The following is a 24432-nucleotide window of genomic DNA, read 5'->3' on the forward strand; positions in this document are numbered from 1 at the left end:
ACTCCCGGACAGCGGTCGACGTTTGGAAGAGGTTCGGTGCGCTGTGGATGCGATAGGTTCCTGCCGTGACCTCGAACATAACGCCCGAGAATCCGGAACTGCGTTTCTCCGCAGTGCTGATGTACGCCGCGAATCTCCCCGGGGTGCGCGTCGACCGGGAGGCGTACCTCCGCAAGGCGCTGGCGCGCAGCTGCTCCGCGGAGCAGATCGAACGGGCGGTGGAGGAGAGCCCGGCGGCGGCGGGCGTCCCGGCCGAGGTGCTGGAGAAGGCGGCCAACGAGTCCATCCGCTACGAGGCCGGGAAGGCGAGCGCGCTCTCCGCCGCCGCCGGGCTCCCCGGCCTGCTCTTCCTTCCGGCCACCGTGCCCGCCGACCTGGCCCAGTACTTCGGTCACATGCTGCGCATCTCGCAGAAGCTCGCCTACCTCTACAGCTGGCCCGACCTGTTCTCCGGCGAGGACGACCTCGACGACGCGACCAAGGGCGTGCTCACGCTCTTCCTCGGGGTCATGTTCGGCACCCAGTCGGCGAACGCCGCCGTGGGGAAGCTCGCCACGCGGATATCGGAGCAGATCGTCAAGCAGCTCCCCCGGAGGGCGCTCACCCAGGGCGTCATCTACCCCGTGGTGAAGAGGGTGGCGGCCTACCTGGGCGTCCAGATGTCGAAGCAGACCTTCGCCAAGAGCGTCTCGAAGGCCGTGCCCGTCGTCGGCGCCGTGGTCTCCGGCGGGCTCACCCTGGCGACCTACCTCCCGATGGCCAAGCGGCTGAAGAACCACCTCTCCGGCCTGGAGCTGGCCCGGCCCGGCCATCGGGACCTCCGGGCGGACACCGGGGACGTCATCGACATCGAGGACTTCGAGGACCTCGAGGATTTCGCCGACATCGAGGACGCCGCCGGACCCGTCGGGACCGGAACCGGCCTGGTGGCGCGGATCCCCCGCCCGTGGAAGCGGCCCCGCCGGGACGCGCCGGAGCAGGGCGGGCAGGCGCACGACGGGCAGGCGCGGGACGAGAAAGCACAGGACGAACAGGCCGGGGAGCGCTCCGAACAGGTCTGACCGACCGCCGGAGCGCTCCCCCGCCGTCCGTCGACTACCGTCCGCCGCGCAGCAGTTGCTCCTCGGCGGCGGCCAGCACCTCGACCACCTGGCGGCCGAAGCGGACGTCGCAGGCGTGCGGGGTGCCGCTCCGTGCGGCGGCCAGCAGGGCGTCCACGGCGTGGGCGAAGGCGGTGGTGGCCTCGGTGTCGCGGTCGGGCAGCGCGGTGACGCCGGCGGTGCCGCGCAGTTCGACGGCCGCGCCGTTGGCGGAGGCGGCGGGCGGGGCGGTCAGGCTGAGGGTGACGGTGCTGGAGGCGCCGCCGCGGTGGCGCAGCACCAGGTGGGCGGTGTCGGCGGGGCCGGGGGCGGCGGTGAGGTGGTCGACCTCGCCGAGGACGGGCAGCAGCACCGAGAGGGCGTGCGGGCCGACGTCCCACAGCGCGCCCTTCTGCTGGCGCCAGGGGGAGGCGGCGAACGGGCTGTCGGTGGTGAACACCGAGCCGATCCAGTGGCAGTGGGCGGTGAACCAGCCGTCCCGGGCGGCCTGTTCGGTGATCCAGGCTTCCTGGGTGGGGCCGAAGCGGGTGGTGAAGAAGACCACCGAGGCGACGCCGGAGGCGGCCACCGCGTCCTCCACGGCGCGGGCGGCGTCGACGGTCGCCGCGACCGGCTTGTCCAGCAGCAGGTGCTTGCCGGCCTGGGCGGCGCGGGCCGCGTACTCGGCCTGCACGTCCGGCGGGAGGGCGATGGCGACCGCGTCCACGTCGGCCAGCAGGGCGTCGACCGTCGGGTAGACGGGGACGCCGTGCACGGCGGCGAGTTCGGCGGCGGCCTCGGGGCGGCGCCCCCAGAGGCCGGCGAAGGTGACGTCGGGGTGGGCGGCCAGGGCGGGGGCGTGCACGAAGCCCGCCCAGGGGCCGGTGCCGAGGAGTCCGATGCGCATGCCGCCCAGTCTTCCACCTCGGCACCGGCCGCCCGAACGCCGGGGCTACGCCTCCAGCACCCTGATCAGGGTGAACCCGTCGTGGCCCCGGCTGCCGACGGTCTGCACGGTGGTGGCGTCCAGCCGCTTCTCGTCCGCGATCAGCTCGTGCATCCGCCGCACGCCGATCACCGCCGGGTCCGTGCTGTCGGCGTCGGCGAGCCGGCCCTCGCGCACCACGTTGTCGACCACGATCACCGCGCCGGGGCGGGCCAGCGCGAGCGCGGCCTCGACGTAGTGCGGGATGTTGGCCTTGTCGGCGTCGACGAAGAAGAAGTCGTACGGTTCGGCGCCCTGCTCGACCAGCTGCGCCAGGGTGTCCCGGGCCGGGCCGAGGCGGACCTCGACGCGGTCGGCGAGGCCGGCCCGCTCCAGGTTGGCGGTGGCCACGGCGGCGTGCGCCGGGTCGATCTCCAGGGTGGTCAGGGCGCCGCCGTCGGGCAGCGCGCGGGCCAGCCAGATGGTGCTGTAGCCGGCCAGCGTGCCGATCTCCAGGATCCGCCGGGCGCCCTGGATCCGGGCCAGCAGGTGCAGCAGCTTGCCCTGGTTGGCGGCGACCGCGATCGGCGGCAGCCCGGCCTCGTCGGCCGCCGCCAGGGCCGCGTCCAGCGTCTCGTCGGGGCCGATCAGCAGCGCCTCGGCGTACTCGTCGACCTCTGTCCACACCTGCGGGTCTTCGTCCTGCACAGGGTTCTCCCCACTTCCGTGATCACTCCGGACCCGCCGAACCTACCCGGGTCCGCCCCGGGACACGCCGAGACCGCCGCAACCCGGCGGGGTCGCGGCGGCCTCGGGCGGGCGGCGGCCCGGATCAGTCGGCGGTCTCGGCGAAGGTCTCGGCGAGCGGTTCGCCGCTCTTGCCGCCGGACTGCTCGGGGTGCGCGGCCCGGGACTTCTTGGCCTTCCGCTTGAGCCAGAACGCCGAGCCGGCGCCGAACAGCACGGCCGCGCCGAGGCCGATGTACGAGGCGCCCTGGAGGTACTCCTCGGCGACCTTGCCGACCTGGTAGACCAGCAGCGTGGTGCCGCCCGCCCAGACCACGCCGCCCAGCACGTTGGCGATCAGGAACTTCCAGTACGGCATCCGCAGGGTGCCGGCCAGCGGGCCCGCGAAGATCCGCAGCAGGGCGACGAAGCGGCCGAAGAAGACCGCCCACATGCCCCAGCGCTGGAACTGCCGCTCGGCGGTGGCCAGGTGGTCGGGCCCGAAGTGCTTGGGGAACTTCCGCCCGAGCTTCTCGAACAGCGGTCTGCCGCCCTTGTGGCCGATCGCGTAGCCGATCGAGTCGCCGATGATCGCACCCGCGATCGCGCAGAGCGCCACGCCCCACGGGCTGACCGTGCCCTTGGCGGCCAGCAGCGCGGCGGTGACCAGGGCGATCTCGCCGGGCAGCGGGATGCCCAGGCTCTCCAGCCCGATGATCAGGCCGATGATGACGTACACCAGGGTCGGTGGTACGTCGTTGATCCATTGGTCGACGTGCAAGGCGGAGTACCTCCGTCTGGGCAGGACAAGGCCGTCGACACGTCGTACGGCGCACAGGAAAATTTCGGCAAAGAACCAGCCGGGCCAGCCTATCCGCTGCTGCCGCCCCGCGGGCCCCCCTCCCCCGGGCCCGCCGACGGCCGGTCGGCGTCCCTTCGTACACCGGATCCAACTCCCGGCGCCGGTCCGTTCGTTCCCCGTCCGGGGGTGAGGTTCCCCGCATCCGCGGGCCCTGTCGGTCCACCCCCTGACCGGCCCATACTCCGTCTCCTGGCATCCGATGGAGGGGAAGTGCGCATGGGTGACGCAGCGGCAGCGGCGGCCGGTACCTGGAGGCTCGGCGACCTGGAGGTGAACCGGCTCGGCTACGGCGCGATGCGACTGACCGGCAACGGCATGCACGGCAACTCCGACGGCCCGCCGATCGACCGGGCGGCCGCCGTCCGGCTGCTGCAGGACGCGTTCGAGCAGGGCGTCGACCACGTCGACACCGCCTCGTTCTACTTCTCGCCGCTGCGCTCCGCCAACGAGCTGATCAACCGGGCGCTGTCGGGCCGGCGCGGCCACCGGGTCGCCGTGGTGACCAAGGTCGGGCCCGGCCGCACCCCCGACGGGGAGTGGTACACCATGGCCCGGCCCGAGCAGTTGCGCGCCCAGGTCGAGGAGAACCTGCGCCAACTGGGCACCGATCACCTGGACGTGGTGAACCTGCGCCGCAACGGGCCGGACGTGGAGTCCGTCGCCGAGCACTTCGGTGCCCTCGCCGAACTGCAGCGGGCCGGGCTGGTCCGGCACCTGGGCCTGTCCAACGTCCGGCCCGAGCACGTCCACCAGGCGCGGGCGATCGCCCCCGTGGTGTGCGTGCAGAACTCCTACGGGCTGGACCGGCGCTCGGCGGACGAGAACGGGCTGCTGGAGCTGTGCGGCCGGCTCGGCATCGCCTTCGTCCCGTTCTTCGCCATCTCCGGGACGGCCCGGGAGTCCGCCCCCGCCGCCGAGCGGGACGCCCGGGTCCGGGCCGTCGCCGACGCGCACGGCGCGACGCCCGCCCAGGTCCGGCTGGCCTGGACGCTGCACCGCGGCCCGCACGTGCTGGCCATCCCCGGCACCAGGGACCCCGCGCACCTGCGCCAGAACCTCGCCGCCGCGGCCCTGCGCCTGACCCCCGCCGAGCTCGCCCTGCTGGACGCCCCCGCCGGATAGGACCGGCTGCTCCCCCGCCGGGTAGGACCGGCTACCCCTCCGCCACCCAGGCCGGCAGCGCCTCGCGGCGCTCCCACCAGGCGGCCGGGACGCCGGACGGGCCGGTGCGGGCGGCGACCACGCCGCCGGTGATCGCGCAGGTGGTGTCGGTGTCGCCGAGGCCCTCGGCGGTGGTCCACAGCGCGTCGGCGAGGCTGTCCAGGTGGTGGGCGGCGGACCAGAGCGCGAACGGCACGGTGTCCGAGGCCCGGATCCGCTGCCCGCTGCCGAGCAGGTCGGCGGCGCGCCACGGCTCGGTGTCCGGGGACAGCTCGGCGGCCGCGCGGACGCCCGCGCGGATCGCCCCGTCGGGGGTGCGGGCGGCGACCTCGCGCAGCAGCTCCGCCCCGGCCGGGCCGCCGCCGGCCGTCCGGCCCCGGGCCGCCAGCGCGGCGGCCACCGCGACGGCGACCGCCCCGGCGACGCCCTCCGGGTGGGCGTGGGTGACCTCGGCGGAGTGCACCGCCTGCTCGGCGGCCTCGTCGAGGTCCCCGGCGAACCAGGCGCCGAGCGGGGCGACCCGCATCGCGGCGCCGTTGCCGAGGCTGCCCTGTCCCTCGAACAGCTCCCGGGTGTCGGTCTCCCAGCGCTGCGGGTGCTCGGCGAGGACGGGCAGCAGCCGGGTCATGCCGTAGCCGTAGCCGCGGGCCGGGTCGGCCAGGAAGGTGGCGCCGAACGTCGCGGCGAGCCGGGTGCGGTCCACCCCGCCCCGGTCGAGCAGCGTCCGGTACACGCACAGCGCCATCGCGGTGTCGTCCGTCCAGTGCCAGGGCGACTCCTCGGGGGTGCGCCGGGCCCGGATCTGCTCGATCGCCTCGGCGGGCGCCCGGAACAGCTTGAACCAGCGCTCCCCGAAGGCGTCCCCGAGGGCCAGGCCCTCCAGCGCGTCGCGGGCGGCCTGCCGGGCGGTGGCGGTGGTGGTGGTCATGCCGCGCATCCTGCCGCACCGTCCGGCGGGGTCGTCAGGATTTCAGGAACTCGATCAGGTCCTGGTTGAAGCGTTCCTTGTCGCCGGGCACCATCGCGATGCCGTGCGAGCCGCCCTCGTAGACCTTGAGCTGCGCGCCGGGCACCAGGGCGGCGGTCTTGCGGCCGGTGGCGTCGATCGGGACGATCTGGTCGTCGTCGCCGTGGACGACCAGCAGCGGGATGTCGAACTCCTTCAGGTCCTGGTGGAAGTCGGTGTGCGCGAAGGCGTCCACGCAGGCCACGCCGCCCTCGACGGTCTCGGCCATGGCCATGTACCAGAAGGCGTCCCTGTTGCCCTCGGTGACCTTGTTGCCGGGGCGGTCGGCGGAGAAGAAGCCGACCGAGGAGTCCTTCCAGAACTGCGAGCGCTCCTTGAGGATGCCGGCCTTGATGCCGTCGAAGACCTCCTGCGGGACGCCCTCGGGGTTGTCCGGGCCCTGGAGCATCAGCGGCGGGATGGCGGAGAGCAGCACCGCGGAGCGGATCCGGGAGGTGCCGTGCCGGCCGATGTAGCGGGCCAGTTCGCCGCCGCCCATCGAGTGCGCGACGAGCGTGACGTCGGTCAGGTCGAGGCCGGTGAGCAGGTCGTTCAGGTCGTCGGCGAAGGTGTCGAAGTCGTAGCCGTCCCAGACCGGGGTGGAGCGGCCGTGGCCGCGCCGGTCGTGGGCGATGCCGCGGAAGCCGGCGTCGGCGACGGCCTTCAGCTGGTCCTGCCAGGCGTCGCCGTTCAGCGGCCAGCCGTGGATGAAGACGACCGGGCGGCCGCTCCCCCAGTCCTTGTAGAAGATGTCCACACCGTCGCGGGTCGTGCAAACGGGCATGTGTGACTCCGGGGCCTGGGCCGGGCGGCGGCGGTCGGCCTCGCCCGGCGGGGAAAGGTGGGCTCGGTGCGCCCGTCCGGCCGGGACGGCGGGACGGGCGCACCTCGACCATTCAAGGCACAGCCCGGCCCGGTGCGCACTCGGGGCCGGGCCCGCCGGTGGGCGGGCCCGGCCCCGGGCGCGGGTCTCAGCTCTCCGCTACCGCACGGCCGTTCAGGACGGCTCGACGCAGAAGACGGCCGCCCGGACCTGCGCGGCGGTCGGCGTTCCGGTGGCGCCGTGCACCCGGACGGTGGTGCGCTCGCCGGGCAGCAGGGTGGTCAGGCCGCGGTCGGCGGCGGCGGCCGGGTCGATCCGGTCGGCCTGCAGGAGCAGGTCGCGCACCAGGGTGCGGGCGGTGACGACCACGTCGAGGGCGCCGTCGCCGGCCTCCTCGACGGCCAGTTCGAACTCCGGCGCCGGGTAGGCGAATTCCTTGTCGGGGACGGGGAAGTGCACGGCGCGCAGGCCGTCCGCGTCGGCGACCAGGTACTCCTTGTCGGAGCCGTCGGCGGGCAGCAGGCCGTCGGGGACGGGCAGCTGGTGGACGGCCCGGGCGTCGGCGGTGAGTTCGGCGGTGGTCTCGGCGAGCACGTTGCCGTCGGCGTCCAGGCGGCGCAGGCGCAGCTCGGTCGTCCAGGGCTCGGCGGACTGGTTGACCAGGGCGATCCGGGGGGCGCCGTCGCGGTCGGCGGGCTGCAGGGTGAGCAGCCGGTCGGCGTACAGGCGGCGCAGTTCGTGGTGGAGCGGCTTGAGCCGGCCGTCGCCGTCGATCGCGGCCCAGGAGGAGACCGGCCAGCAGTCGTTGATCTGCCAGACGACGGTGCCGGCGCAGTGCGGCCAGTGCGAGCGCCAGTGTTCGATGCCGGTGGCGATGGCGCGGGCCTGGATCAGCTGGGTGAGGTAGTGCCAGCGATCGAAGTCGCCGGGGCCGGTGGGGAGTTCGAAGTGCCGGGCGACGCCGCGGTTGAGCTTGCCGTTGCCGTCCTCGGCCTTCTGGTGGTGCAGCATGCCGGGCGAGTCGGCGGCGAGTTCCTCGTTCGGCAGGGCGCGGCGCAGGGTGGCGTGCGCGGGCGGGGCCTGCCAGCCGAACTCGGAGACGAAGCGCGGGACGCTGTCGCGGTACTCGGCGAAGTCCTGCCGGTTCCACACCTCCCAGGAGTGGTGGGTGCCGTGGTCGACGTCGTTGGGGTGGTGGTCCCAACTGCCGGACCAGGGGCTGCCGGCCGAGTAGGGGCGGGTGGGGTCGAGTTCGGCGACGATCCGGGGCAGCACGCCGAGGTAGTAGCCCTCGCCCCAGGAGTCCGCCCCCTCGGAGCCGGCCCGCAGCTCCTCCTCCCAGCCCCAGTCGCGGAAGCCCCAGAGGTTCTCGTTGTTGCCGTTCCACAGCACCAGCGAGGGGTGCGGCATCAGGCGCACCACGTTGTCGCGGGCCTCGGCCTCGATCTCGCCGCGCAGCGGCTGCTCCTCGGGGTAGGCGGAGCAGGCGAACAGGAAGTCCTGCCAGACCATGAGGCCGAGTTCGTCGCAGGCCTCGTAGAAGGCCTCCTGCTCGTAGATGCCGCCGCCCCAGACCCGGATCAGGTCGATGTTGGCGTCGGCGGCCTGCTGGAGGCGGTGGCGGTAGCGGGCGGGGGTGACCCGGGTGATCAGGGTGTCGTCGGGGATCCAGTTGGCGCCCCGGACGAACAGCGGCTCGCCGTTGACGGCGAGGGTGAAGGGGGTGCCGGTGGCGTCGGGGGTGCGGTGCAGTTCGACGGTGCGGAAGCCGATCCGGCGCTGCCAGGTGTCGAGCGGGTCGTCGCCGTCGGCGAGGGTGAGGTCGAGGTCGTAGCGGGGCTGTTCGCCGTAGCCGCGCGGCCACCAGAGGGCGACGTCGGCGGCTTCGAGGGTGAGGACGGCGCCGTCGCCGTCCAGGACGGTCTCGGCGCGGGCGCCGGCCACCGTGGCGCGGAGGGTGAGCGGGCGGCCGGTGCCGGTGGCGGTGCGCTCGACGGTGACGTGGAGTTCGACCCGGCCGGTGGTGCCGTCGACGGTGACCAGCGGGCGGACCTCGGCGATCCGGGCGGTGGACCAGTGCTCCAGGCGGGCGGGCTTCCAGATGCCGGCGCTGGGGAGGGTCGGGCCCCAGTCCCAGCCGAAGCTGCTGGCCATCTTGCGGATGTACTGGAACGGCTCGGGGTAGACGTTGGGCCGGTCGCCGACCAGGGCGCGGACGCGTTCGGCCTCGGTGTAGGCGCTGGTGAACTCGACCTTCAGCTCGCCGGCCAGGCCGGTGGCGTCGAAGCGGTAGCGGCGGTGCATGTTGCGGGTGGTGCCGAGCCCGGTGCCGCCGAGGGTGACGGTGGCGGCGGTGTCGAGTCCGTCGAAGACCAGGTCGGTGCGCTCGTGGCGGCTGCCGTGGGCGGGCAGTTCCAGGGTGTAGGTCCAGTCGCGGCGGCCGACCCAGGCCACCTCCAGCTCGTTGGCGTCCAGGAACGGGTCGGGGATCAGCCCGGCGTCCAGCAGGTCGGTGTGGACGCAGCCCGGGACGGTGGCGGGCAGCCGGTCCCCTTCGTGGTGCAGGCTCCAGCCCTGGTCGAGCGGGGTGGTGTCCTTCATGCGTGCGGCTCCTTGGTCGTTCGGCCGGACCGGTGGTCGGGTTTGCGGCGCGAGCAGAACCGTAACCCGCCGGAGCGGCCGTGTCTATAAACCGGTTACGTAAATACCTTGATGGGTTTCAGTGACCGTCGAGTCGGCTGCCAACTGCCCAAAAGCCCGGAACGACACTGCCGCCCCACCGGCCACGGACGGGCACGGCAGGACGGCAGGTTTACCGGTTCACCAATCGGGTGGGCGGCTCCGGGGCTCAGCGCGCGGCCTTCTGCGCCTTGCTCCAGCGCCGGTTGAGGTCGGCGAAGTAGGAGTTCAGGTCGCCGGGGACGGCGCCCGTGGCCAGGTCGACCAGCCTGCGCCGGTAGTCGGGCGCGTCCAGGCCGATGCCCGCCGCCTTGTCGATCGCGTCGACCTTCGCCAGCTGCTCCCTGGTCTGCGGGATCATCCGCACCGCCCGCTCGTCCAGCGGCTGCAGCGCGGCGGGCAGCCGGGCGCCGCGCACCGAGGAGATCGACTCGTCGGCGGCGGCGCTGCCGGAGCGGGTGATGTACCACTCCAGCCAGGCCTTGGCGGCGTCCTGGTGCGGCGAGTGCACGTTGACGGCGTACTTGTAGTCCGGCTGCACGACGGTGCAGAAGTGCCCGTCGCGCTGCACCGGCAGCGGCATGAACCCGATGTCGTCCGGGTCCGTCCCCGCCGCGGCCGCCGCGTCGCGCATCTGCGAGATCGCCCACGAGCCCAGCTCCATGGTGGCCACCCGGCCGGTGGCCAGCAGTTTCTTGGACTGCTCCCAGTCGGTGGTCTGCGGCTCGGACTCGGTGAGCTTCTCGTGGACGGCCCGGTACAGCAGGCTGTCGATCTCGTACAGGTCCTTGCCCGGCGTCCACGGCGCCTCGGTCGAGGCCAGCCTGTCGCGCGCGGTGTTGTCGCAGCTGGGCACGCCGATCGCGTCCGACCACTGCCGCAGCGGCCAGCCGTCGTGGTAGTTGGTGTAGTACGGGATCGCCTGGGTCTTCTCCTTGACCGCCTTCAGGTCGGCGATGAACTCGTCCGGGGTCTTGGGCCACTCGGTGATCCCGGCCTTCTCCCACACCGCCTTGTTGTAGACCATCCCGGAGGCGATCCCGATGTCGGCGATGCCGTACACCCGCTCGTCGACGGTGCCGTAGTCGATGTAGTCGAAGGTGTCCGACAGTTCGCGCGAGTTCCCCAACGACGTGAAGTAGGTGGGGTACTGGCCGGCCGGCATGCTGTCCGGGATCAGCAGCACGTCACCGTAGCCGCCGTCGGCCAGCCGCTTGCCGACCTCGCCCTCGTAGTCCGTGAAGCCCTCGAAGGTCACCTTCACCTTCGGGTAGAGCTTGTTGAACTCGGCGGCGTACTTCTTCAGCAGCCCGCTGTTCACCTGGTCGACCCGGTTGGTCAGCACCGTGATCGACCCCGACACCTTCGACCGGTCGGCCTCCGCCACCACCCCTTCGAGCGGAGCCGGCCCACCGCCGCCGGTGCACCCGCCCAGGGCCAGGGCCAGTGCGGTCGCCGAACCCACGGCGGCCCATCCTCTGCGCATCGCTTCCCTCTTGCTCGTGCTCGTTGCTCGTGCTCGACCGCCCGGCGGCCGCCACTGGTACGGCGGCCGCCAGGCGGTCATGGTCAACTGACGCTTCGTCAGTAGGTGCCGCAGGACTGCCCGTTGAGCGTGAAGGCGGTCGGAACGCCGTTGGTGCCCACGCTGGAGGTGCCGCTGAAGCCGAAGTTGACGCTGCCGCCGGCCGCGATCACCGTGTTGTACGAGGCCGGGTTGCTCGCCACCACCTGCTTGCCGGTCTGCACCGGCACCGCGTTCCACATGTTGGTGACCTTCTGGTCACCGGGGAACGAGAACGCCACCCGCCAGCCGTTGACCGGCGCGCTGCCGGTGTTCTTCACCGTCACGTCGCCGTTGAAGGTGCTGCCCCAGTCCGACAGTCCGTAGTGCACCGCGCAACTCCCGGCCGACGGCGGGGTGCTGGCACTGGCGGACGGGGACGGACTGGCGCTGGCGGACGCGCTGGCGCTCGGGCTGCCGCTCGGGCTGCCGCTCGGGCTGGCGCTCGCGGACGCGCTCGGGCTCGGCGTCGGGCTCGAAGTGCCGTTGGTCAGAACGGACTTGGCCCGCATCCGGTCCGAGTGGGCTCGGAACACCGACAGTTCGGGCGCCCCGGCCAGCACGCCGAACTTCCCGTCCACGTTGTGGTCCGCGTACCACCAGAACGCGCTGCCGTCGCCGCCCGCGGCCTCGAAGTCGGGGTAGAGCTGCCCCCACCAGGCCGAGCGGTCGACGTTGTGGACGTTGAACTCGCCCATGAAGAAGGGCTTTCCGACCTTGTCGTGCGAGTCGGTGATCCAGGAGCGGATCAGCGCCTTGGTCTGGTCGATGCTCAGGTTCGCCCAGGACTCGGTCGGGTACGGGTGCGCGGAGGTGTAGTCGATGTACGGCGACTGCTGCACGTGGACGAAGGGGTTGCCCTCGTCCCCGCCGAAGCCGTAGTTCGTGCCGTGGCCCTCCAGGCCGACGCCCAGCAGGTGCTTGGAGTCGATGGACTTCACGAACGCGCCCATCTCGTCCACCCAGGCGCGCAGCGTCGTCCCGTTGACGTTCTCCGCGGCGCTCTGGCCCTCGTACCGGGGCTCGTTCATCAGGTCCCAGGCGAAGATGGTCGGGTCGTCCTTGTACTTGACCCCGCTGTAGTGGTTGACCCGGTTCAGCGCGTACGAGACGTAGTTCTTGTACGAGGTGAAGCAGCCCGGGCAGCGGGACTTGTCGAAGAACGCGGCCCGCCCGGGCTGGCCGCCGGAGAGGCCCTCCCACTGCAGGCGGGTGTCGATGCCGCCGTACGCCTCCCAGTAGTTCTCGAGGACCGGGACGAGCCGGATGCCGTGCGCCTTGGCCGACTGGACGATGTAGTCGAACTGGGCGAACTCCTGCTCGTCGTAGACGCCCTTGGTCTTCTCGAAGCCGTGCCAGTTCTCGTGGCTGAACATCCACAGCCGCACCACGTCGACCTTGTCGGCCTGCAGGTTGGCGAACTGGGCGTCGATCCGCGCCTTGTCCATGAACTGGGTCTCGGTGTCACCGGACGCCGAGCCGTAGGTGAACATGTCGTAGGTGTTGGTGCCCGCGAAGTAGTACTCCTTGCCGTCCAGGCAGAAGTGCGTGCCGCAGCGGGTGGCGAACGAGGCGGCGCCGGCCGCCTGCGCGGTGTCGGCCCGGCCGAGGGTCAGGCCGGCCGCGGCGACGGACGCCGCCAGCAGGAACGCCATCGGCGCGAGGCGCTTGGCGGAGGGGCGGGTGTGGGGGCGGTGGTGCTGGAGTCTCGGGTTCACGCGAGTGCCTTTCGTCCCGGTGTGGGGGTGGGGGTGCGGGTGGGAGTCGCCCCGGCCGCCGGGCGTCCCAATCGCGGCGGCTCGGGGCCGGCGGTGCGGGCGGCGACGTTCGTTGGGGCGTGCCGCCCGCACCGGGCCTTGCGGGGAAGTGCTCCTCTTGCGCGGGGCAGGCGTCCAGCGGCCTGCCCGATCGGCGGTTAACCGATTAAGGCGTGAAGACCGTACGGGCGGCCAGACATCGTTGTCAACGCCCGGTTAACCGTTTGTTGCAGAAGGCTTCCCGGCCGGAGCGCCGGGCTACAGTCGGCAGGGGTGCGCGTAGTAGCTTGAGAGGGCACAGCAGGTCCGCGTCCGGCACCAGGACGGTCGGCGGGCGGTCGACGAGCAGTCCTGAAAGGTTCCGTGGAGCAGGTGTCCCAGCAGCAGAGCCCGCCGGCGAAGCGGCCGACCATCGCCGACATCGCCAGGATCGTGGGCGTGTCCAAGGTCTCCGTCTCCAACGCCTTGAACGGTCAACCCGGCGTCTCGGACGCCACCCGCGCCAAGATCGCCGCCGTCGCCGAGGAGCTCGGCTTCGTCCGCAACAGCGCCGCCCGCGCCCTCAGCGGCGCCAAGGCCGCCGCCGTCGGCCTCGCGCTCTGCCGGCCCGCCCGGATGCTCGGCACCGAACCGTTCTTCATGGAGCTGATCGGCGGCATCGAGAAGGTGCTCTCCGACGCCTCCTACTCGCTCGCCCTCCAGGTCGTCTCCGACCACGAGCGCGGCCTGGAGGCGTACCGCCGCTGGTGGGGCGAGCGCCACATCGACGGCGCGATCCTGGTCGACCTGCGCCGCGACGACGCCCGGGTGCCCGCGCTGGAGGAGATGGGCCTGCCCACCGTCGTCATCGGCCACCCCTCCGGCTCCGGGAGGCTCACCCCCGTCTGGTCCGACGACGCCGCCGCCGTCCGCGAGACCATGGAGTACCTGGCCGCGCTCGGCCACCGCCGGGTCGGCCGGATCGCCGGCCTCACCGGCCTGGTCCACACCGCCATCCGCGACGAGGCCTTCGCCGCCGCCTGCGCCGACCTCGGCCTGGACGCGCTGCCCACCGTCCACACCGACTACACCGGCGAGGAGGGCGCCCGCGCCACCCGCCGCCTGCTGCTCTCCCCCGCCCGCCCCACCGCGATCCTCTACGACAACGACATCACCGCCGTCGCCGGCCTCTCCGTCGCCCAGGAACTCGGCCTCTCCGTCCCGCAGGACCTCTCCCTGGTCGCCTGGGACGACTCCCCCCTGGCCCAGGTCGTCCGCCCCCCGCTCACCGCCCTCAGCCGCGACATCCACGCCTACGGCGCCCACGCCGCCCGCACCCTCCTCGACCTCATCGCCGGCCGCCCCGTCACCGGCTACGAGGACCAGGCCCCCCAGCTCACCCCGCGCGGCTCCACGGCCGCCCCGCCGGCCCGCTGACACCGGCCGCCGGTGCCGGGCCGCCGCCGGCCCGGCACCGGAGCGGGCCCGTCGGACGGCGCCGGTAGGGTCCCGTCCGTACCCGGACCGGTCGAGGAGTCGTGCAGCGGATGAGGTCACCCGAGGAGTTGGAGCAGGTCGACTGGGCGGCGCTGGAGCACGCGTACGGATCGGCGGAGGACGTGCCGGAGATGCTGGCCGCGCTGTACGGGGAGGATCCGGCGGCCGTCGACGAGGCGGAGGACGAGCTGGTCGGCGCCGTCTGCCACCAGGGCAGCGTGTATTCGGCGTCGGCGGCCGCCGTCCCGTTCCTGGCGCACGTGGCCCGGCACGCGCCGCTGCGGGAGGCCCGGCAGCAGGCGATGGTACTGCTGTTCGTGATGGCGGAGCACGAGCCGGAGGCGCTCGCCTCCCCGAGGTGGGCGGACGGGGCGACGGCGGCGGTCTGCGCCGAGCTGTGCGGGGTGCTGCCCGAACTGCTGCCGTGCCTGGCGGATCCGGAGCGGGAGACGCGGCAGCTCGCGCTGCGGCTGGTGGCCTCGGTGGCGGACGTGGTCCCCGGGGCGCGGCGGGCGGAGCTGGTCGCGCTGCTGACCGGGGTGTTCGAGGCGGACGCCTCGCCGGCCGTCCGGGCCGACGCGCTGGTGGCGCTCGACCGGTTCGGGGTGCGACTGGCCTTCCTGGACAGCCCGTTCGCCGAGATCCGGCAGGTCTCGGCGGTGCTGGCCGCCGACCGGCACGGGCCGCCGTACCCGGCCGGGGTGGTGGAGGTGTTCGCCGCCGACGGGCCCTCCGGCGGGCCCGGCCCGCTGTGGCCGGTGACCGGCGGGCCGGAGGAACACCTGGCCCGGCTGCTGCGGCGCGACCCGGACGCGGCGCTCGCCGTCGCGGGCCGGTGGATCGCGGACGGGGACGAGGGCGGCCGCGGCAGTCGGCTGGCCGAGCGGATCGTGGCGACCTGGCGCGACCGCGAGGCCGAGGTGCTCGACCTGATGACGGCCGCGCTCCCCCACCACCGCGACGGACCCGGCCCCCGGCTGGAGACCGTCGCCCACTGGATCGAGCACCTGCGCACCCCGCCCGCCGCCCTGCTGGACGCCCTGCACGCCCACCTGGACCGGCACCCCGCCGCCCTGCTCGGCCTGGTGCGGGCCCGCGACCCGCGCGCCCTCGACCTGCTGCCCGGCCGCCCCGACGCCGGCCTGCTCGCGGAGGCCGCCCGCCTGCTGCCCGCCCCGGCGCGCCCCCGGCTGCGCACCCTGATCTCCCGGCAACTCGCCGACTGCGCGGACGAGTTCGCCAGCGCGACACTCGTCGACGCGCTCGGCGAGGTCGGCGGCGGAACGCCCGAACTGACCGCCTGCCTGCGCGAGGGCCGGGCCGCCGCCGGGGCCGCCCGGGTGCTCGGCCGCACCGCCACCGCCACACCCGGACTCACCGCCCTGCTGAGCGGATCGGCCCGCGCCGAGGACGGGACGCTGCGCGCGGCGGCGGCCGCCGCCCACTACCGGCTGACCGGGGACCCGGCCCTGGCCCTGCGGGTCTTCGCGGAACTCCTGACGGACGGCCGAGACGCTTCCGCGCCGGCCGCGTTGGCGCCCCTCGGCGAAGCCGCCGCGCCCCTGCTGCCGCTGGTCGTCCCGCTGCTCGCCGACCACCGCCCGGAGCGCCGGATCGCCGCCGCCGAGGCGCACCTGCGCATCACCGGCTCCCCCGGCCTGCCCGCCGCCGACCTGATCGGTCGGCTCTCCCCGTCCGGTGCCGCGTTGAGAGCCCTGCCGCTGCTCGCCGCCCTGCCCCGGCTCCCGGAGGAGGCCCGCCCGTTCCTGCGCGGCCTGGCCTTCGCCCCGCGCCGACTGCTCCCCGAGGGCTTCCTCGGCCTCCTGCGCAGGACGGGCGGCGGCCTCGACGACTACCGGGCCCGCGACCTGGCCCTCGCGCTGCTGCGCGGCTGAACGCGGTGCCGAGCCGCACTGTCCTCGGGGAGTCGAACCCCTGCGCTGCTCTTCACGCACCGATGGCCGGAGCACCGCCGGCCCGTGGCCGGTCAGTCCTCGATCAGGTCGATCTCCCGGTCGGTGCGCCGGACCAGGGTGTCCACCTGCGGATCTCCTCGGCCAACGCATCGGCCCGCGCCCGCGACCGCTCCACCTGCCGCGCCGCGGCCGCGCGCCGCGCGGGCGCTTCGACCGGCTTCGCCCTGCCACCACCTCGTGCGCGCCGTCGACCGCCGGACGAGTACGCACACCACCGACCGGGTCAGGGCGCGGCGGGGCCGGTGCTGCCGCGCGGCACCAGGACGGGGGTGCCGGCCGGGCGGGACGGGGCGCGGCCCTCGTCGATGAGTTCCAGCAGGCAGCGGGCGACCTCCTCGCCGACCGCGAACGGGTCGTGGCTGAGGGCGGAGAGCTGGGGCCGGGTGATCCGGCACAGGTCGGAGTCGTCCCAGGCGACCAGCGAGACGTCCTGCGGGACGCGCAGGCCGAGTTCCTCGGCGACGGCGAGCGCGGCAACGGCCATCAGGTCGTTGTCGTAGACGATCGCGGTGGGGCGTTCGGCGGCCGTCAGCAGGGTGCGGGTGGCCCGGGCGCCGGCGTACGCGGAGAGGTCGGTGGGGAGGGTGCGGGCGGTGACGTCGGGGAGTTCGGCGGCGGTCGCGGTGAAGGCGTCGCCGCGCAGCAGGGTGCGGCCGAGCGTCTCGGGGCCGGTGACGTGGGCGATCCGGCGGTGGCCGAGCAGCGCCAGGTAGCGGACGGCCTCGGAGATCGCCGCCGCGTCGTCGGTCCACACCGCCGGGAACGGGCCGGACAGCGCGGGCTGGCTGACCGCGACGGCCGGCATGCCGAGCCGGTGCACGGGCTCCAGCCGGGGGTCGTCGGCGACCACCCCGACCAGCACCGAGCCGTTGACCCGCCCGGACTGCCACCACTGCCGGTACAGCGCGATCTCCGCGTCCCGGTCGGGGACGGTGTGCAGCAGCAGCGCGCACGGCCGCTCCGCGAGGACCTGCTCGATGCCGCCGATCAGCGCCATCTGCACCTGGTCCAGCCCGGCGCCGCCTCGGGTCAGCGCCATGCCGACGGTGTGCACCCGGTCGCCCTGGGCGAGCGAGCGGGCCGCGAGGTTCGGCGACCAGCCGAGTTCGCGGGCGGCCTCGACGATCCGCCGCCTGGTCGCGTCGGAGACGCCCGGCCGGTCGTTGAGGGCGAGCGAGACCGCTCCGGCGGACACCCCGGCCCGGGCCGCCACGTCCCGGATCGTCACCCGGCGCTGCATCCTGCTGCTCACCCCGTCCACTCCGTACCCGCGCGGACCCTCGCGGACCCGCGCGCACCCGCCACCTGCGGCTCCCCATCCTGTCAGGTCCCCGGCGCCGAGCGGCACATCGGCTCCTGGTAGCGTCGCAACCTTCGCCGGACGACCCGGCGGAGTACCCCAGCAGGGACTCGGCATGACGACCGCGCAACAGCGCCTGCACCACGCCCTGGACGCCCTCGACCGCACCGCCCGCCCCGGACCGGTGGTCGACGGCTGCGGACACTGCTACACCCCGGAGGAGTTGGCCGCCCTCGCCGGCCCGCCCGCCCTCGTCCCCGAGCGGCTGCTGCACTCGGCCGCGATGAAGTTCCCCGACCACTGGGTCGACTTCCCCACCCTCTACCGGCGCCTCGCCCCGCGCCTGCTGAGGAAGTTGACCACCCGTACGCTGGCGGTCGACGGCCGCCTGATCGCCTCCCGCCTGGTCGCCGCCGACTGGACGTCCTGGCACCGCGCCGAACTCGTCCGGGACGTCCTGGACGCCTGGTGGCCCGCCACCCTCGACGACCCCACCGCGAACGCCGCCGACGTCCTGGAGACCCTGGCCGTCGCCACCGGCACCGCCACCCCCTGGCTCGCCGCCTGGACCGAGACCCGCACCCCGACCGCCGAACGGCACATCACCCGCACCATCGACGACTGGCTGCACTTCGCCCGTCTCCCCGACCTCCACCTCGGCTTCTACCGCGAACTCCCGGTCGGCCCCGAGGTGGCCGCCTGGATCGCCGACCTGCCGCCCCGCCTCCTCGGCGAGGACCACCGCTCCTGGCTGGAGACGGCCTACCGGGCGTAGGAGAACCCGACTCCGCCCTCAGTGCCCGCCGGGCGGCGTCTCGCCCGACCCGCGCGGGATCAGCAGCGTCGGGAGCTCCAGTCGCGCCGGGGGCGCGCTCTCCCCCGCCAGGCGGTCGAACAGGCGGCGGGCGGCGAGCGCTCCGAGGGCGACCGGGTCCTGGGCGACGACGGTGAGGGCGGGGGTGAGGAGGTCGGCGAGTTCGAGGTCGTCGAAGCCGACCAGGGCGGGGCGCCGTGCGGCGGGGAGGTGGTGGAGGGCGGCGAGGGTGACGCGGTTGTTGGCGGTGAACAGGGCGGTGACGGCGTCGGGCCCGGTGGTGAGGCGGTGCACGGCGGCGGCGACCCGGGCGCGGTCGGTGGGGCCGCAGTCGATCCAGCGTTCGTCGACGGGCAGGCCGGCCTCGGCCATCGCCTCGCGGTAGCCGCGGGCGCGTTCGGCGGCGGTGTGGATGGACGGGAGGTCGCCGATGAAGCCGATCCGCCGGTGGCCGTGGGCGATCAGGTGCGCGGTGCCGGCCTTCGCGCCGCCGGCGTTGTCGCTGAGGACGGCGTCGGCGTCGATGCTGCCGGGGCGGTCCAGGAAGACCACGGGGGTGCCGGACTCGACCTCGGGCAGCAGGTAGCCGTGGTCGTCGCCGGCGGGGACGACGATCAGACCGTCGACCCGGCGGGCGCAGAAGGCGAGGGCCAACTCCTGCTCGCGGTGCGGCTGTTCGCCGCTGGAGCCGGTGAACAGCAGGCAGCCCTCGGTGGCGGCGACCTGTTCGACGGCGCGGGAGAGCGCGGAGGAGAACGGGTCGCTGATGTCCTCCAGCAGCAGGGCGACGCTGGCGGTGCGGCCGGTGCGCAGCAGCCGGGCGCTGTCGTTGCGCCGGAACCCGAGCGCCTCGATCGCGGCCCGCACCCGGGCGGCCATCTCGGGCGTCACGCCGCTCTCGCCGTTCACCACCCGGGAGACCGTCTTCAGCCCGACCCCGGCGGCCGCCGCGACGTCCTTCATGGTGGGGCGGGCGCCGCGGGTGCCGCCGGCAGGGCTGCTGGTCATGTCAGGGAGGATAGTGCGCGCACCGCCCCGCTCCGCAGGGCGGGTCACTCCCCGCCGTTGACGAGTCGCAGCCAGGCTTCGGCGAGCAGGCGGTGGCCGAGTTCGGTGGGGTGGACGCCGTCGGCGGCGATCAGGGCGGGGTCGCCGGCGGTGCGGGCGGCCTGGTTGAGCAGGCCGTCGGCGGCGAGCAGCAGGGCGTCGTGGTCGGCGGCGAGGCGGCGGACGGCGTGGATGCGCGGGTCGAGGTCCTCGCGCCAGGTCCACTGCTCGGGGGTGACCGGGACGAGGAAGGGTTCGATCAGGACCAGTCGGGGCGCGCAGTGGGCGTGCAGGCGTTCCAGCAGGGCGCGGTACTCGTCCTCCCAGGTGTCGGCGGGGCTGGGCAGGCCGCTGTCGTAGCGGCGCCAGGTGTCGTTGACGCCGATCAGCAGCGAGAGCAGCTGCGGGCGGTGGGCGAGCGCGTCCTCGTCCCAGCGTGCGCTCAGGTCGGTGATCCGGTCGCCGGCGACGCCCCGGTTGAGGACGGTGGAGGTGCCGGGGAGGGCGGCGGCGACCATGGCCGCGTAGCCGTAACCGAGGTGGCCGGGGCGGGCGCGGTCGCGTCCGGCGTCGGTGATGCTGTCGCCCTGGAACAGGACGGCGGTGGTGGCGGTGGGCTGCATGCGGGCTCCTCGGGGACGTGCGGTGCCCGCCGCCCGGGTCGACGGTCACCGGGCGGCGGGCGGTCCGGGCGGGCGGTCCGGGTGGACGGTCCGGGCGGGCGGTTCGGGCGGTTCGGACGGGCGGGCGGTTCGGGTTCGGCGGGTGGACAGGACGGACAGTACGGCTCCTGCCCGCCCGCGCCGGGTTCACCGCACCGGCGGCACCTTCGCCCGGAACACGGTCGCGTCCCCGGTCAGCCGCACCGGCCCGCTCGCGGCGGGGACGTACGCGCACTGGCCCGGCCCCAGGGCGGGCCCGTCGTGGAGGCGGGCGGTGCCGCGGGTGCAGAGCAGGAGTTGCGGGCCGTCGTCGTCGAGCACGGCGGGGGCGTCGAGTTCGAGCCGGGAGAGGGCGAACTCGGCGGCGGGGGTGAGGAACTCGAGTTCGCCGGGGCCGACCGGGACGGTGGGGGCGCGGTGCGGGGCGGTGGGCCGGAAGTCGACGACCTCGGCGAGCGCGGCGGTGTCGACGTGCTTGGGGGTGAGTCCGCAGCGCAGCACGTTGTCGGAGTTGGCCATGATCTCGACGCCGAGTCCGCGCAGGTAGGCGTGCGGGACGCCGGCGTCGAGGTAGAGGGCCTGCCCGGCGCCGAGCCGGACGTGGTTGAGCAGCATGGCGGCCAGGATGCCGGGGTCGCCGGGGTAGTCCCGGGCGGCGGCCAGGTACGCGGCCCAGCTCGCCGCGTCCGGGTCCGCGCTTTCGGCCAGCTCGCTCAGGGCGGCGGGAAGTTCGGCGGCGGCCTGTTCGCCCCTGGCCCGGTCCTCGGCGAGCGCGCCGGTCAGGACGGTGCGCAGGGCCGTTCCGGCGGGGGCGGTGCGCAGGGTGTCGATCCAGGGGGCGAGCACGGGCAGGTCGAGGCGCTGCCAGAGCGCGGCGCTGGCGCGCGGGTCGCGGAAGCCGCACAGGGCGTCGAACTCGCCGAGCGCGCAGATGAGTTCAGGCTTGTGGTTGCGGTCGCGGTAGATCCGCCGGGGGTCGTCGAGCGGGAGGCCGGCGGCGTCCTCGGCGGCGTACCCGGCTTCGGCCCGGGCGGCGGTCGGGTGGACCTGCACCGAGAGCGCCTTCTCGGCGGCCAGCACCTTGAGCAGGAAGGGCAGCCGGGGGCCGAAGCGGTCGGCGACCCGGGGGCCGAGTTCGGCGGCGGGGTCGCGGGCGATGACGGTGTCGAGCGGTTCGGGGCCGTGGCCGCGGTCGACCCGGGAGGGGGCGCCGGGGTGGGCGCCCATCCAGAGTTCGGCCTCGGGTTCGCCGGTGGGCGGGCGGCCGGTGAGGCGGGCGATCGCGGTGGTCGAGCCCCAGGCGTAGGGGCGGATCGTGGTGGCGAGCAGGTCGGCGGTCATCGGGTGCGCTCCGGGCGGGTGGTGCCCCGGTCCGGCCCCGGACTTCCTTACCCTCAGAAGGAGTCGGGGCCGGGCCGGGAGTCTGCGGGAAACGGCGGTCGGGCGGCGGTCAGTGGACGGCGGCGGGCGGGGCGCTGCTGCCGCGCGGGACCAGGACGGGCGTGGGCGCGGGCCCGGCCGGTGTGCCGCGGTGCTCGATGACGTCGAACAGGGTGCGGGCGACCAGCGCGCCGTAGCCGTGCACGTCGTGGCTCATCGCGGACAGCGCGGGGTGGGTGAGCCGGCACAGCTGGGAGTCGTCCCAGGCGATCAGCGACACGTCGGCGGGCACGTGCAGGCCGAACTCGGCGGCGACCGAGATGCCCGCGACGGCCATGATGTCGTTGTCGTAGATGATCGCGGTGGGGCGGTGCGCGGAGGCCAGCAGCATCCGGGTGGCGCGGGCGCCGGCCTGGCCGGAGAAGTCGGTGGGGACGCTGCGCGGCGGCTCCAGTCCGAGCTGTTCGGCGACGGCGGCCAGCGCCCTGGTGCGGATGGCGGTGTGGCCGAGGTCGGGGGCGCCGCCGACCCGGGCGATCCGGCGGTGGCCGAGCATCGCGAGGTAGCGGACGGCGTCCTCGACGGCGGCCGAGTCGTCGGTCCACACGGCGGCCAACTCGCCGCCGGCCAGGCCGGGGTGGCCGGCCGCGACGGCCGGCATGCCGAGTGCGGCGAGCGCGGGGATGCGCGGGTCGGCCTCGGTGAGGTCGACCAGCACGGAGCCGCTGACCCGCCGGGTGCGCCACCAGGTGCGGTGCACGGAGATCTCCTGCTCCCGGTCGCGGACCAGCCGCAGCAGCAGGGTCGCCGAGCGTTCCTCCAGCACGCTCTGGATGCCGGAGATGAACTCCATGTAGAAGGGTTCCAGGCCGAGTTGGCGGGCGGGGCGGGTGATGACCAGCCCGACGGTGTCGCTGCCGGGGGCGAGCCGGGCCAGGCTGCGGGCGGCCTGGCTGGGCACCCAGCCGAGCTGCTCGGCCGCGGCCCGGATCCGCTCCCGGGTGGCGGCGGACACCCCGGGCCGGTCGTTCAGCGCCAGCGAGACGGCCCCGGCGGAGACTCCGGCGAGGGCGGCGACCTCCCGGATGGTGACGCGTCCGCTCACCGTGCCACCTCCGCCGGCTCCCCGCGCGGCGGCACCGCGGCGCAGGTGCGGTGCCGCCGCCCGTTCCCCCCGGCGCGGCGGCTCACTTGCTGGAGCCGGCCGCGAAGCCGGCGTAGATGAGGCGCTGCAGGGCGAGGAAGACGACCAGGGTGGGGAGGATGACCAGGATCGCGCCGGCCGAGATGATCTCCCAGTTGACGCCGAACGGGCCCTGGAAGCGGAACAGCGAGGTGGAGATGGTGCCCAGGTCGGTTGAGGGCATGTACAGGAACGGGATGAAGAAGTCGTTGTACACCGTCACCCCCTTGACGATCACCACGGTGGCGATGGCGGGCTTGAGCATCGGCAGGATGATCCGCCGGTAGATGGTGAACGAGTTCGCCCCGTCCAGCCGCGCCGCCTCGTCCAGCGAGACCGGGATGGAGCGGATGAACTGCAGGAAGATGTAGATCGAGATGATGTCGGTGCCCAGGTAGAGCAGGATCGGCGCCCAGCGGGTGTTGAACGCGCCGAGCTCGTTGACGATCTGGAAGGTGGCGACCTGGGTGGTGACCGACGGCACGAGGCTGGCCAGCAGGAAGGCGCCCATGACGAGCTTCTTGAAGCGGAACTCGAAGCGGTCGATGGCGTAGGCGGTCATCGAGCCGATCACCACGGTGCCGGTGACGGACACCAGCAGGATGATCCCGGTGTTCAGGAACGCCGGCATCATGTTGCCCTGGGTGAAGGCGATCCGGAAGTTCTCGAAGTTGAACCAGTCCGAGGGCAGGTCCAGCGGCCCGGTGGTGAGCGCTTCCTTGCGGGTCTTGAGCGAGGTGAACAGGATCACCAGCAGCGGCACCAGCACCACGGCGCTGGCCAGCACCAGCGAGAGGTACTTGGCTCCGGAGGCGGCGGCGGAACGGGCGTGGAAACGACGGCGGTTGTGGTTCACGGCGGTGGTCACGACAGTTCCACCCTCTCCTCCGGCACCAGGCGGCGCTGGATCCAGGTGACGATCAGGATCAGGACGATCAGCACGACGGCGCTGGCCGAGGCGAGACCGAACTTGTCGAACTTGAACGCCATGTTGATGCTCTGGATGACGAAGGTCTGCGAGCCGTTGGAACCGCCGGTCATGATGTACGGGATCTCGAAGACGGCGAGCGAGCCGGAGACCGCCAGGATCGCGCTGAGGCTGATCACCGGCTTGATGCTGGGCGCGATGATGTGCCGGAACTGCTGCCAGCGGTTGGCGCCGTCCAGCGCCGCCGCCTCGTACAGGTGCGGCGGGATCGACTGGATCGCGCCCAGGAACAGCACCAGGTTCAGGCCGGTGTAGCGCCACACCGACACGCCGGCCAGCGACTTGTTGACCAGGTCCGGGTCGCCGAGCCACTGGTGCTTGCCGTGCGCGCCGAACATCGACAGCAGCGAGTCCAGGGTGCCGTGCGGCTGGAAGAAGAACAGGAACACGAACCCGATCGCCACGCCGTTGATCAGGTACGGGAAGAACAGGATGCCCTTGAACAGGTTCCGGAAGCGGGTGTTGAAGCTCAGCACGGTGGCGAAGTACAGGGCCAGCGCGATCTGCAGCACCGCGGCGACCAGGTAGACGCCGGAGACCAGGAAGACCTTGAACAGCTCGGGCCGGGTGAACAGGTCCGTGTAGTTCTCGAAGCCCACGTACTCCTTCTCCGGACTGATCCCGTCCCAGTCGGTGAAGCTGTAGCCGATCATGTCGCCGATCGGCAGGTACGTGAACGTCACCAGGAACGCCAGCGGTACCACCAGGTACAGCCACGGCGTGAACCACCAGTGGCGGCGCAGAGCCTTGCGCCGGGGAGCGCGGCGCGGGCCGGCCGGGGCGGCGTCGTCGGCCGCCGCGGGGGGCTTTCCGGCGCCCCGGTCCCTCTGCAGTGCAGTCATCTTCCGTTCCTTCTCAAGTCCTGACACCCGGTGGGCGGCGCGGCCGGTGGTGTTCCGACCGCGCCACTCGGTCAACTCGACCCGTGTGGTCAGCCGTTGACGGTCTTCTGCGCTTCGGACCACTTCTTGTCGAGTTCGGCGAAGTAGCCGTCCCGGTCGCCGGAGGCGGCGCCGCGGGCGAT

At 73.7% G+C, this 24432-nt stretch carries 20 protein-coding genes; 5 read left to right on the plus strand and 15 right to left on the minus strand.

The window, feature by feature from the left end; translation table 11 throughout:
• Positions 1-119 precede the first annotated feature (119 nt).
• Positions 120-1061, plus strand: coding sequence for a hypothetical protein (locus OO48_RS23390; RefSeq protein WP_245194774.1), 942 nt, complete (start codon positions 120-122; stop codon positions 1059-1061).
• Between the two features lie 34 nt (positions 1062-1095).
• On the opposite strand, the gene OO48_RS23395 is transcribed toward OO48_RS23390, so the two are convergent.
• The 3 genes from OO48_RS23395 to OO48_RS23405 form a co-directional block, all read right to left on the minus strand.
• Complete coding sequence (locus OO48_RS23395) at positions 1096-1986, minus strand: Gfo/Idh/MocA family protein (RefSeq protein WP_033219458.1); 891 nt, start codon at positions 1984-1986, stop codon at positions 1096-1098.
• A gap of 45 nt (positions 1987-2031) precedes the next feature.
• Positions 2032-2712: an O-methyltransferase gene (locus OO48_RS23400; protein ID WP_033219460.1), complete on the minus strand. Its 681-nt coding sequence runs from the start codon at positions 2710-2712 to the stop codon at positions 2032-2034.
• Between the two features lie 124 nt (positions 2713-2836).
• Positions 2837-3511 (minus strand): DedA family protein, encoded by a 675-nt coding sequence (locus OO48_RS23405; RefSeq protein WP_033219462.1) that lies wholly within the window; start codon positions 3509-3511, stop codon positions 2837-2839.
• Positions 3512-3808: 297 nt separating this feature from the next.
• Between OO48_RS23405 and OO48_RS23410 the strand changes: the two genes are divergently transcribed.
• The gene (locus OO48_RS23410) at positions 3809-4714 is read left to right on the plus strand and encodes an oxidoreductase (protein WP_033219464.1); all 906 of its coding nucleotides are present in this window, start codon (positions 3809-3811) and stop codon (positions 4712-4714) included.
• Positions 4715-4745: 31 nt separating this feature from the next.
• On the opposite strand, the gene OO48_RS23415 is transcribed toward OO48_RS23410, so the two are convergent.
• The 5 genes from OO48_RS23415 to OO48_RS35360 form a co-directional block, all read right to left on the minus strand.
• Complete coding sequence (locus OO48_RS23415; RefSeq protein ID WP_033219466.1) at positions 4746-5681, minus strand: ADP-ribosylglycohydrolase family protein; 936 nt, start codon at positions 5679-5681, stop codon at positions 4746-4748.
• Between the two features lie 34 nt (positions 5682-5715).
• Positions 5716-6543 carry an alpha/beta fold hydrolase gene (locus tag OO48_RS23420; protein WP_033219467.1) on the minus strand — a complete coding sequence of 276 codons (828 nt, stop codon included), beginning with the start codon at positions 6541-6543 and terminating at the stop codon, positions 5716-5718.
• Positions 6544-6756: 213 nt separating this feature from the next.
• The gene (locus OO48_RS23425) at positions 6757-9183 is read right to left on the minus strand and encodes a glycoside hydrolase family 2 protein (RefSeq protein ID WP_033219469.1); all 2427 of its coding nucleotides are present in this window, start codon (positions 9181-9183) and stop codon (positions 6757-6759) included.
• Positions 9184-9430: 247 nt separating this feature from the next.
• Positions 9431-10726, minus strand: a complete 1296-nt coding sequence (locus OO48_RS23430) for an ABC transporter substrate-binding protein (RefSeq protein WP_245194771.1) — start codon at positions 10724-10726, stop codon at positions 9431-9433.
• A 119-nt stretch (positions 10727-10845) separates the two neighbouring features.
• Positions 10846-12543, minus strand: a complete 1698-nt coding sequence (locus OO48_RS35360) for a cellulose binding domain-containing protein (RefSeq protein WP_051732569.1) — start codon at positions 12541-12543, stop codon at positions 10846-10848.
• Between the two features lie 402 nt (positions 12544-12945).
• On the opposite strand from OO48_RS35360, the gene OO48_RS23440 reads away from it, so the two are divergent.
• Together OO48_RS23440 and OO48_RS23445 are read left to right on the plus strand one after the other, a co-directional pair.
• Positions 12946-13998, plus strand: a complete 1053-nt coding sequence (locus OO48_RS23440; protein ID WP_245194772.1) for a LacI family DNA-binding transcriptional regulator — start codon at positions 12946-12948, stop codon at positions 13996-13998.
• A 110-nt stretch (positions 13999-14108) separates the two neighbouring features.
• The gene (locus OO48_RS23445; RefSeq protein ID WP_157845518.1) at positions 14109-15953 is read left to right on the plus strand and encodes a hypothetical protein; all 1845 of its coding nucleotides are present in this window, start codon (positions 14109-14111) and stop codon (positions 15951-15953) included.
• A gap of 304 nt (positions 15954-16257) precedes the next feature.
• Here the strand turns inward: OO48_RS23445 and OO48_RS23450 are convergent, their stop codons facing one another.
• Positions 16258-17274, minus strand: coding sequence for a LacI family DNA-binding transcriptional regulator (locus OO48_RS23450; RefSeq protein WP_033219472.1), 1017 nt, complete (start codon positions 17272-17274; stop codon positions 16258-16260).
• A gap of 175 nt (positions 17275-17449) precedes the next feature.
• Here OO48_RS23450 and OO48_RS23455 point away from each other — a divergent pair, with 175 nt between their 5' ends.
• Positions 17450-18109, plus strand: a complete 660-nt coding sequence (locus tag OO48_RS23455) for a hypothetical protein (RefSeq protein WP_033219474.1) — start codon at positions 17450-17452, stop codon at positions 18107-18109.
• Between the two features lie 18 nt (positions 18110-18127).
• Here OO48_RS23455 and OO48_RS23460 read toward each other — a convergent pair whose 3' ends face one another.
• The 6 genes from OO48_RS23460 to OO48_RS23485 all read right to left on the minus strand — a co-directional run bounded on the left by OO48_RS23460 (position 18128) and on the right by OO48_RS23485 (position 24250).
• Positions 18128-19156, minus strand: a complete 1029-nt coding sequence (locus OO48_RS23460; protein ID WP_033219476.1) for a LacI family DNA-binding transcriptional regulator — start codon at positions 19154-19156, stop codon at positions 18128-18130.
• A gap of 44 nt (positions 19157-19200) precedes the next feature.
• Positions 19201-19818 (minus strand): SGNH/GDSL hydrolase family protein, encoded by a 618-nt coding sequence (locus OO48_RS23465; protein ID WP_033219478.1) that lies wholly within the window; start codon positions 19816-19818, stop codon positions 19201-19203.
• Positions 19819-20004: 186 nt separating this feature from the next.
• Entirely contained in the window at positions 20005-21198 is a 1194-nt protein-coding gene (gene manA / locus OO48_RS23470; RefSeq protein WP_033219480.1) for a mannose-6-phosphate isomerase, class I, read from the minus strand.
• Positions 21199-21307: 109 nt separating this feature from the next.
• Positions 21308-22342 (minus strand): LacI family DNA-binding transcriptional regulator, encoded by a 1035-nt coding sequence (locus OO48_RS23475; protein ID WP_033219482.1) that lies wholly within the window; start codon positions 22340-22342, stop codon positions 21308-21310.
• Between the two features lie 82 nt (positions 22343-22424).
• Positions 22425-23276: a carbohydrate ABC transporter permease gene (locus OO48_RS23480; protein WP_051732571.1), complete on the minus strand. Its 852-nt coding sequence runs from the start codon at positions 23274-23276 to the stop codon at positions 22425-22427.
• Between the two features lie 8 nt (positions 23277-23284).
• The gene (locus OO48_RS23485; RefSeq protein ID WP_033219484.1) at positions 23285-24250 is read right to left on the minus strand and encodes a carbohydrate ABC transporter permease; all 966 of its coding nucleotides are present in this window, start codon (positions 24248-24250) and stop codon (positions 23285-23287) included.
• Between the last annotated feature and the right edge of the window lie 182 nt (positions 24251-24432).

The sequence above is a fragment of the Kitasatospora phosalacinea genome, from assembly GCF_000716545.1.
Taxonomy (GTDB): Bacteria; Actinomycetota; Actinomycetes; order Streptomycetales; family Streptomycetaceae; genus Kitasatospora; species Kitasatospora phosalacinea.

What these genes read in the sequence shown, in the direction of transcription:
- OO48_RS23390 (WP_245194774.1), top strand. Translation starts at nt 120, where the DNA reads ATGTACGCCGCGAATCTCCCCGGGGTGCGCGTCGACCGGGAGGCGTAC.
- OO48_RS23395 (WP_033219458.1), bottom strand. Translation starts at nt 1,986, where the DNA reads ATGCGCATCGGACTCCTCGGCACCGGCCCCTGGGCGGGCTTCGTGCAC.
- OO48_RS23410 (WP_033219464.1), top strand. Translation starts at nt 3,809, where the DNA reads ATGGGTGACGCAGCGGCAGCGGCGGCCGGTACCTGGAGGCTCGGCGAC.
- OO48_RS23415 (WP_033219466.1), bottom strand. Translation starts at nt 5,681, where the DNA reads ATGACCACCACCACCGCCACCGCCCGGCAGGCCGCCCGCGACGCGCTG.
- OO48_RS23420 (WP_033219467.1), bottom strand. Translation starts at nt 6,543, where the DNA reads ATGCCCGTTTGCACGACCCGCGACGGTGTGGACATCTTCTACAAGGAC.
- OO48_RS23425 (WP_033219469.1), bottom strand. Translation starts at nt 9,183, where the DNA reads ATGAAGGACACCACCCCGCTCGACCAGGGCTGGAGCCTGCACCACGAA.
- OO48_RS23445 (WP_157845518.1), top strand. Translation starts at nt 14,109, where the DNA reads ATGAGGTCACCCGAGGAGTTGGAGCAGGTCGACTGGGCGGCGCTGGAG.
- OO48_RS23450 (WP_033219472.1), bottom strand. Translation starts at nt 17,274, where the DNA reads ATGCAGCGCCGGGTGACGATCCGGGACGTGGCGGCCCGGGCCGGGGTG.
- OO48_RS23455 (WP_033219474.1), top strand. Translation starts at nt 17,450, where the DNA reads ATGACGACCGCGCAACAGCGCCTGCACCACGCCCTGGACGCCCTCGAC.
- OO48_RS23460 (WP_033219476.1), bottom strand. Translation starts at nt 19,156, where the DNA reads ATGACCAGCAGCCCTGCCGGCGGCACCCGCGGCGCCCGCCCCACCATG.
- OO48_RS23465 (WP_033219478.1), bottom strand. Translation starts at nt 19,818, where the DNA reads ATGCAGCCCACCGCCACCACCGCCGTCCTGTTCCAGGGCGACAGCATC.
- manA (WP_033219480.1), bottom strand. Translation starts at nt 21,198, where the DNA reads ATGACCGCCGACCTGCTCGCCACCACGATCCGCCCCTACGCCTGGGGC.
- OO48_RS23485 (WP_033219484.1), bottom strand. Translation starts at nt 24,250, where the DNA reads ATGACTGCACTGCAGAGGGACCGGGGCGCCGGAAAGCCCCCCGCGGCG.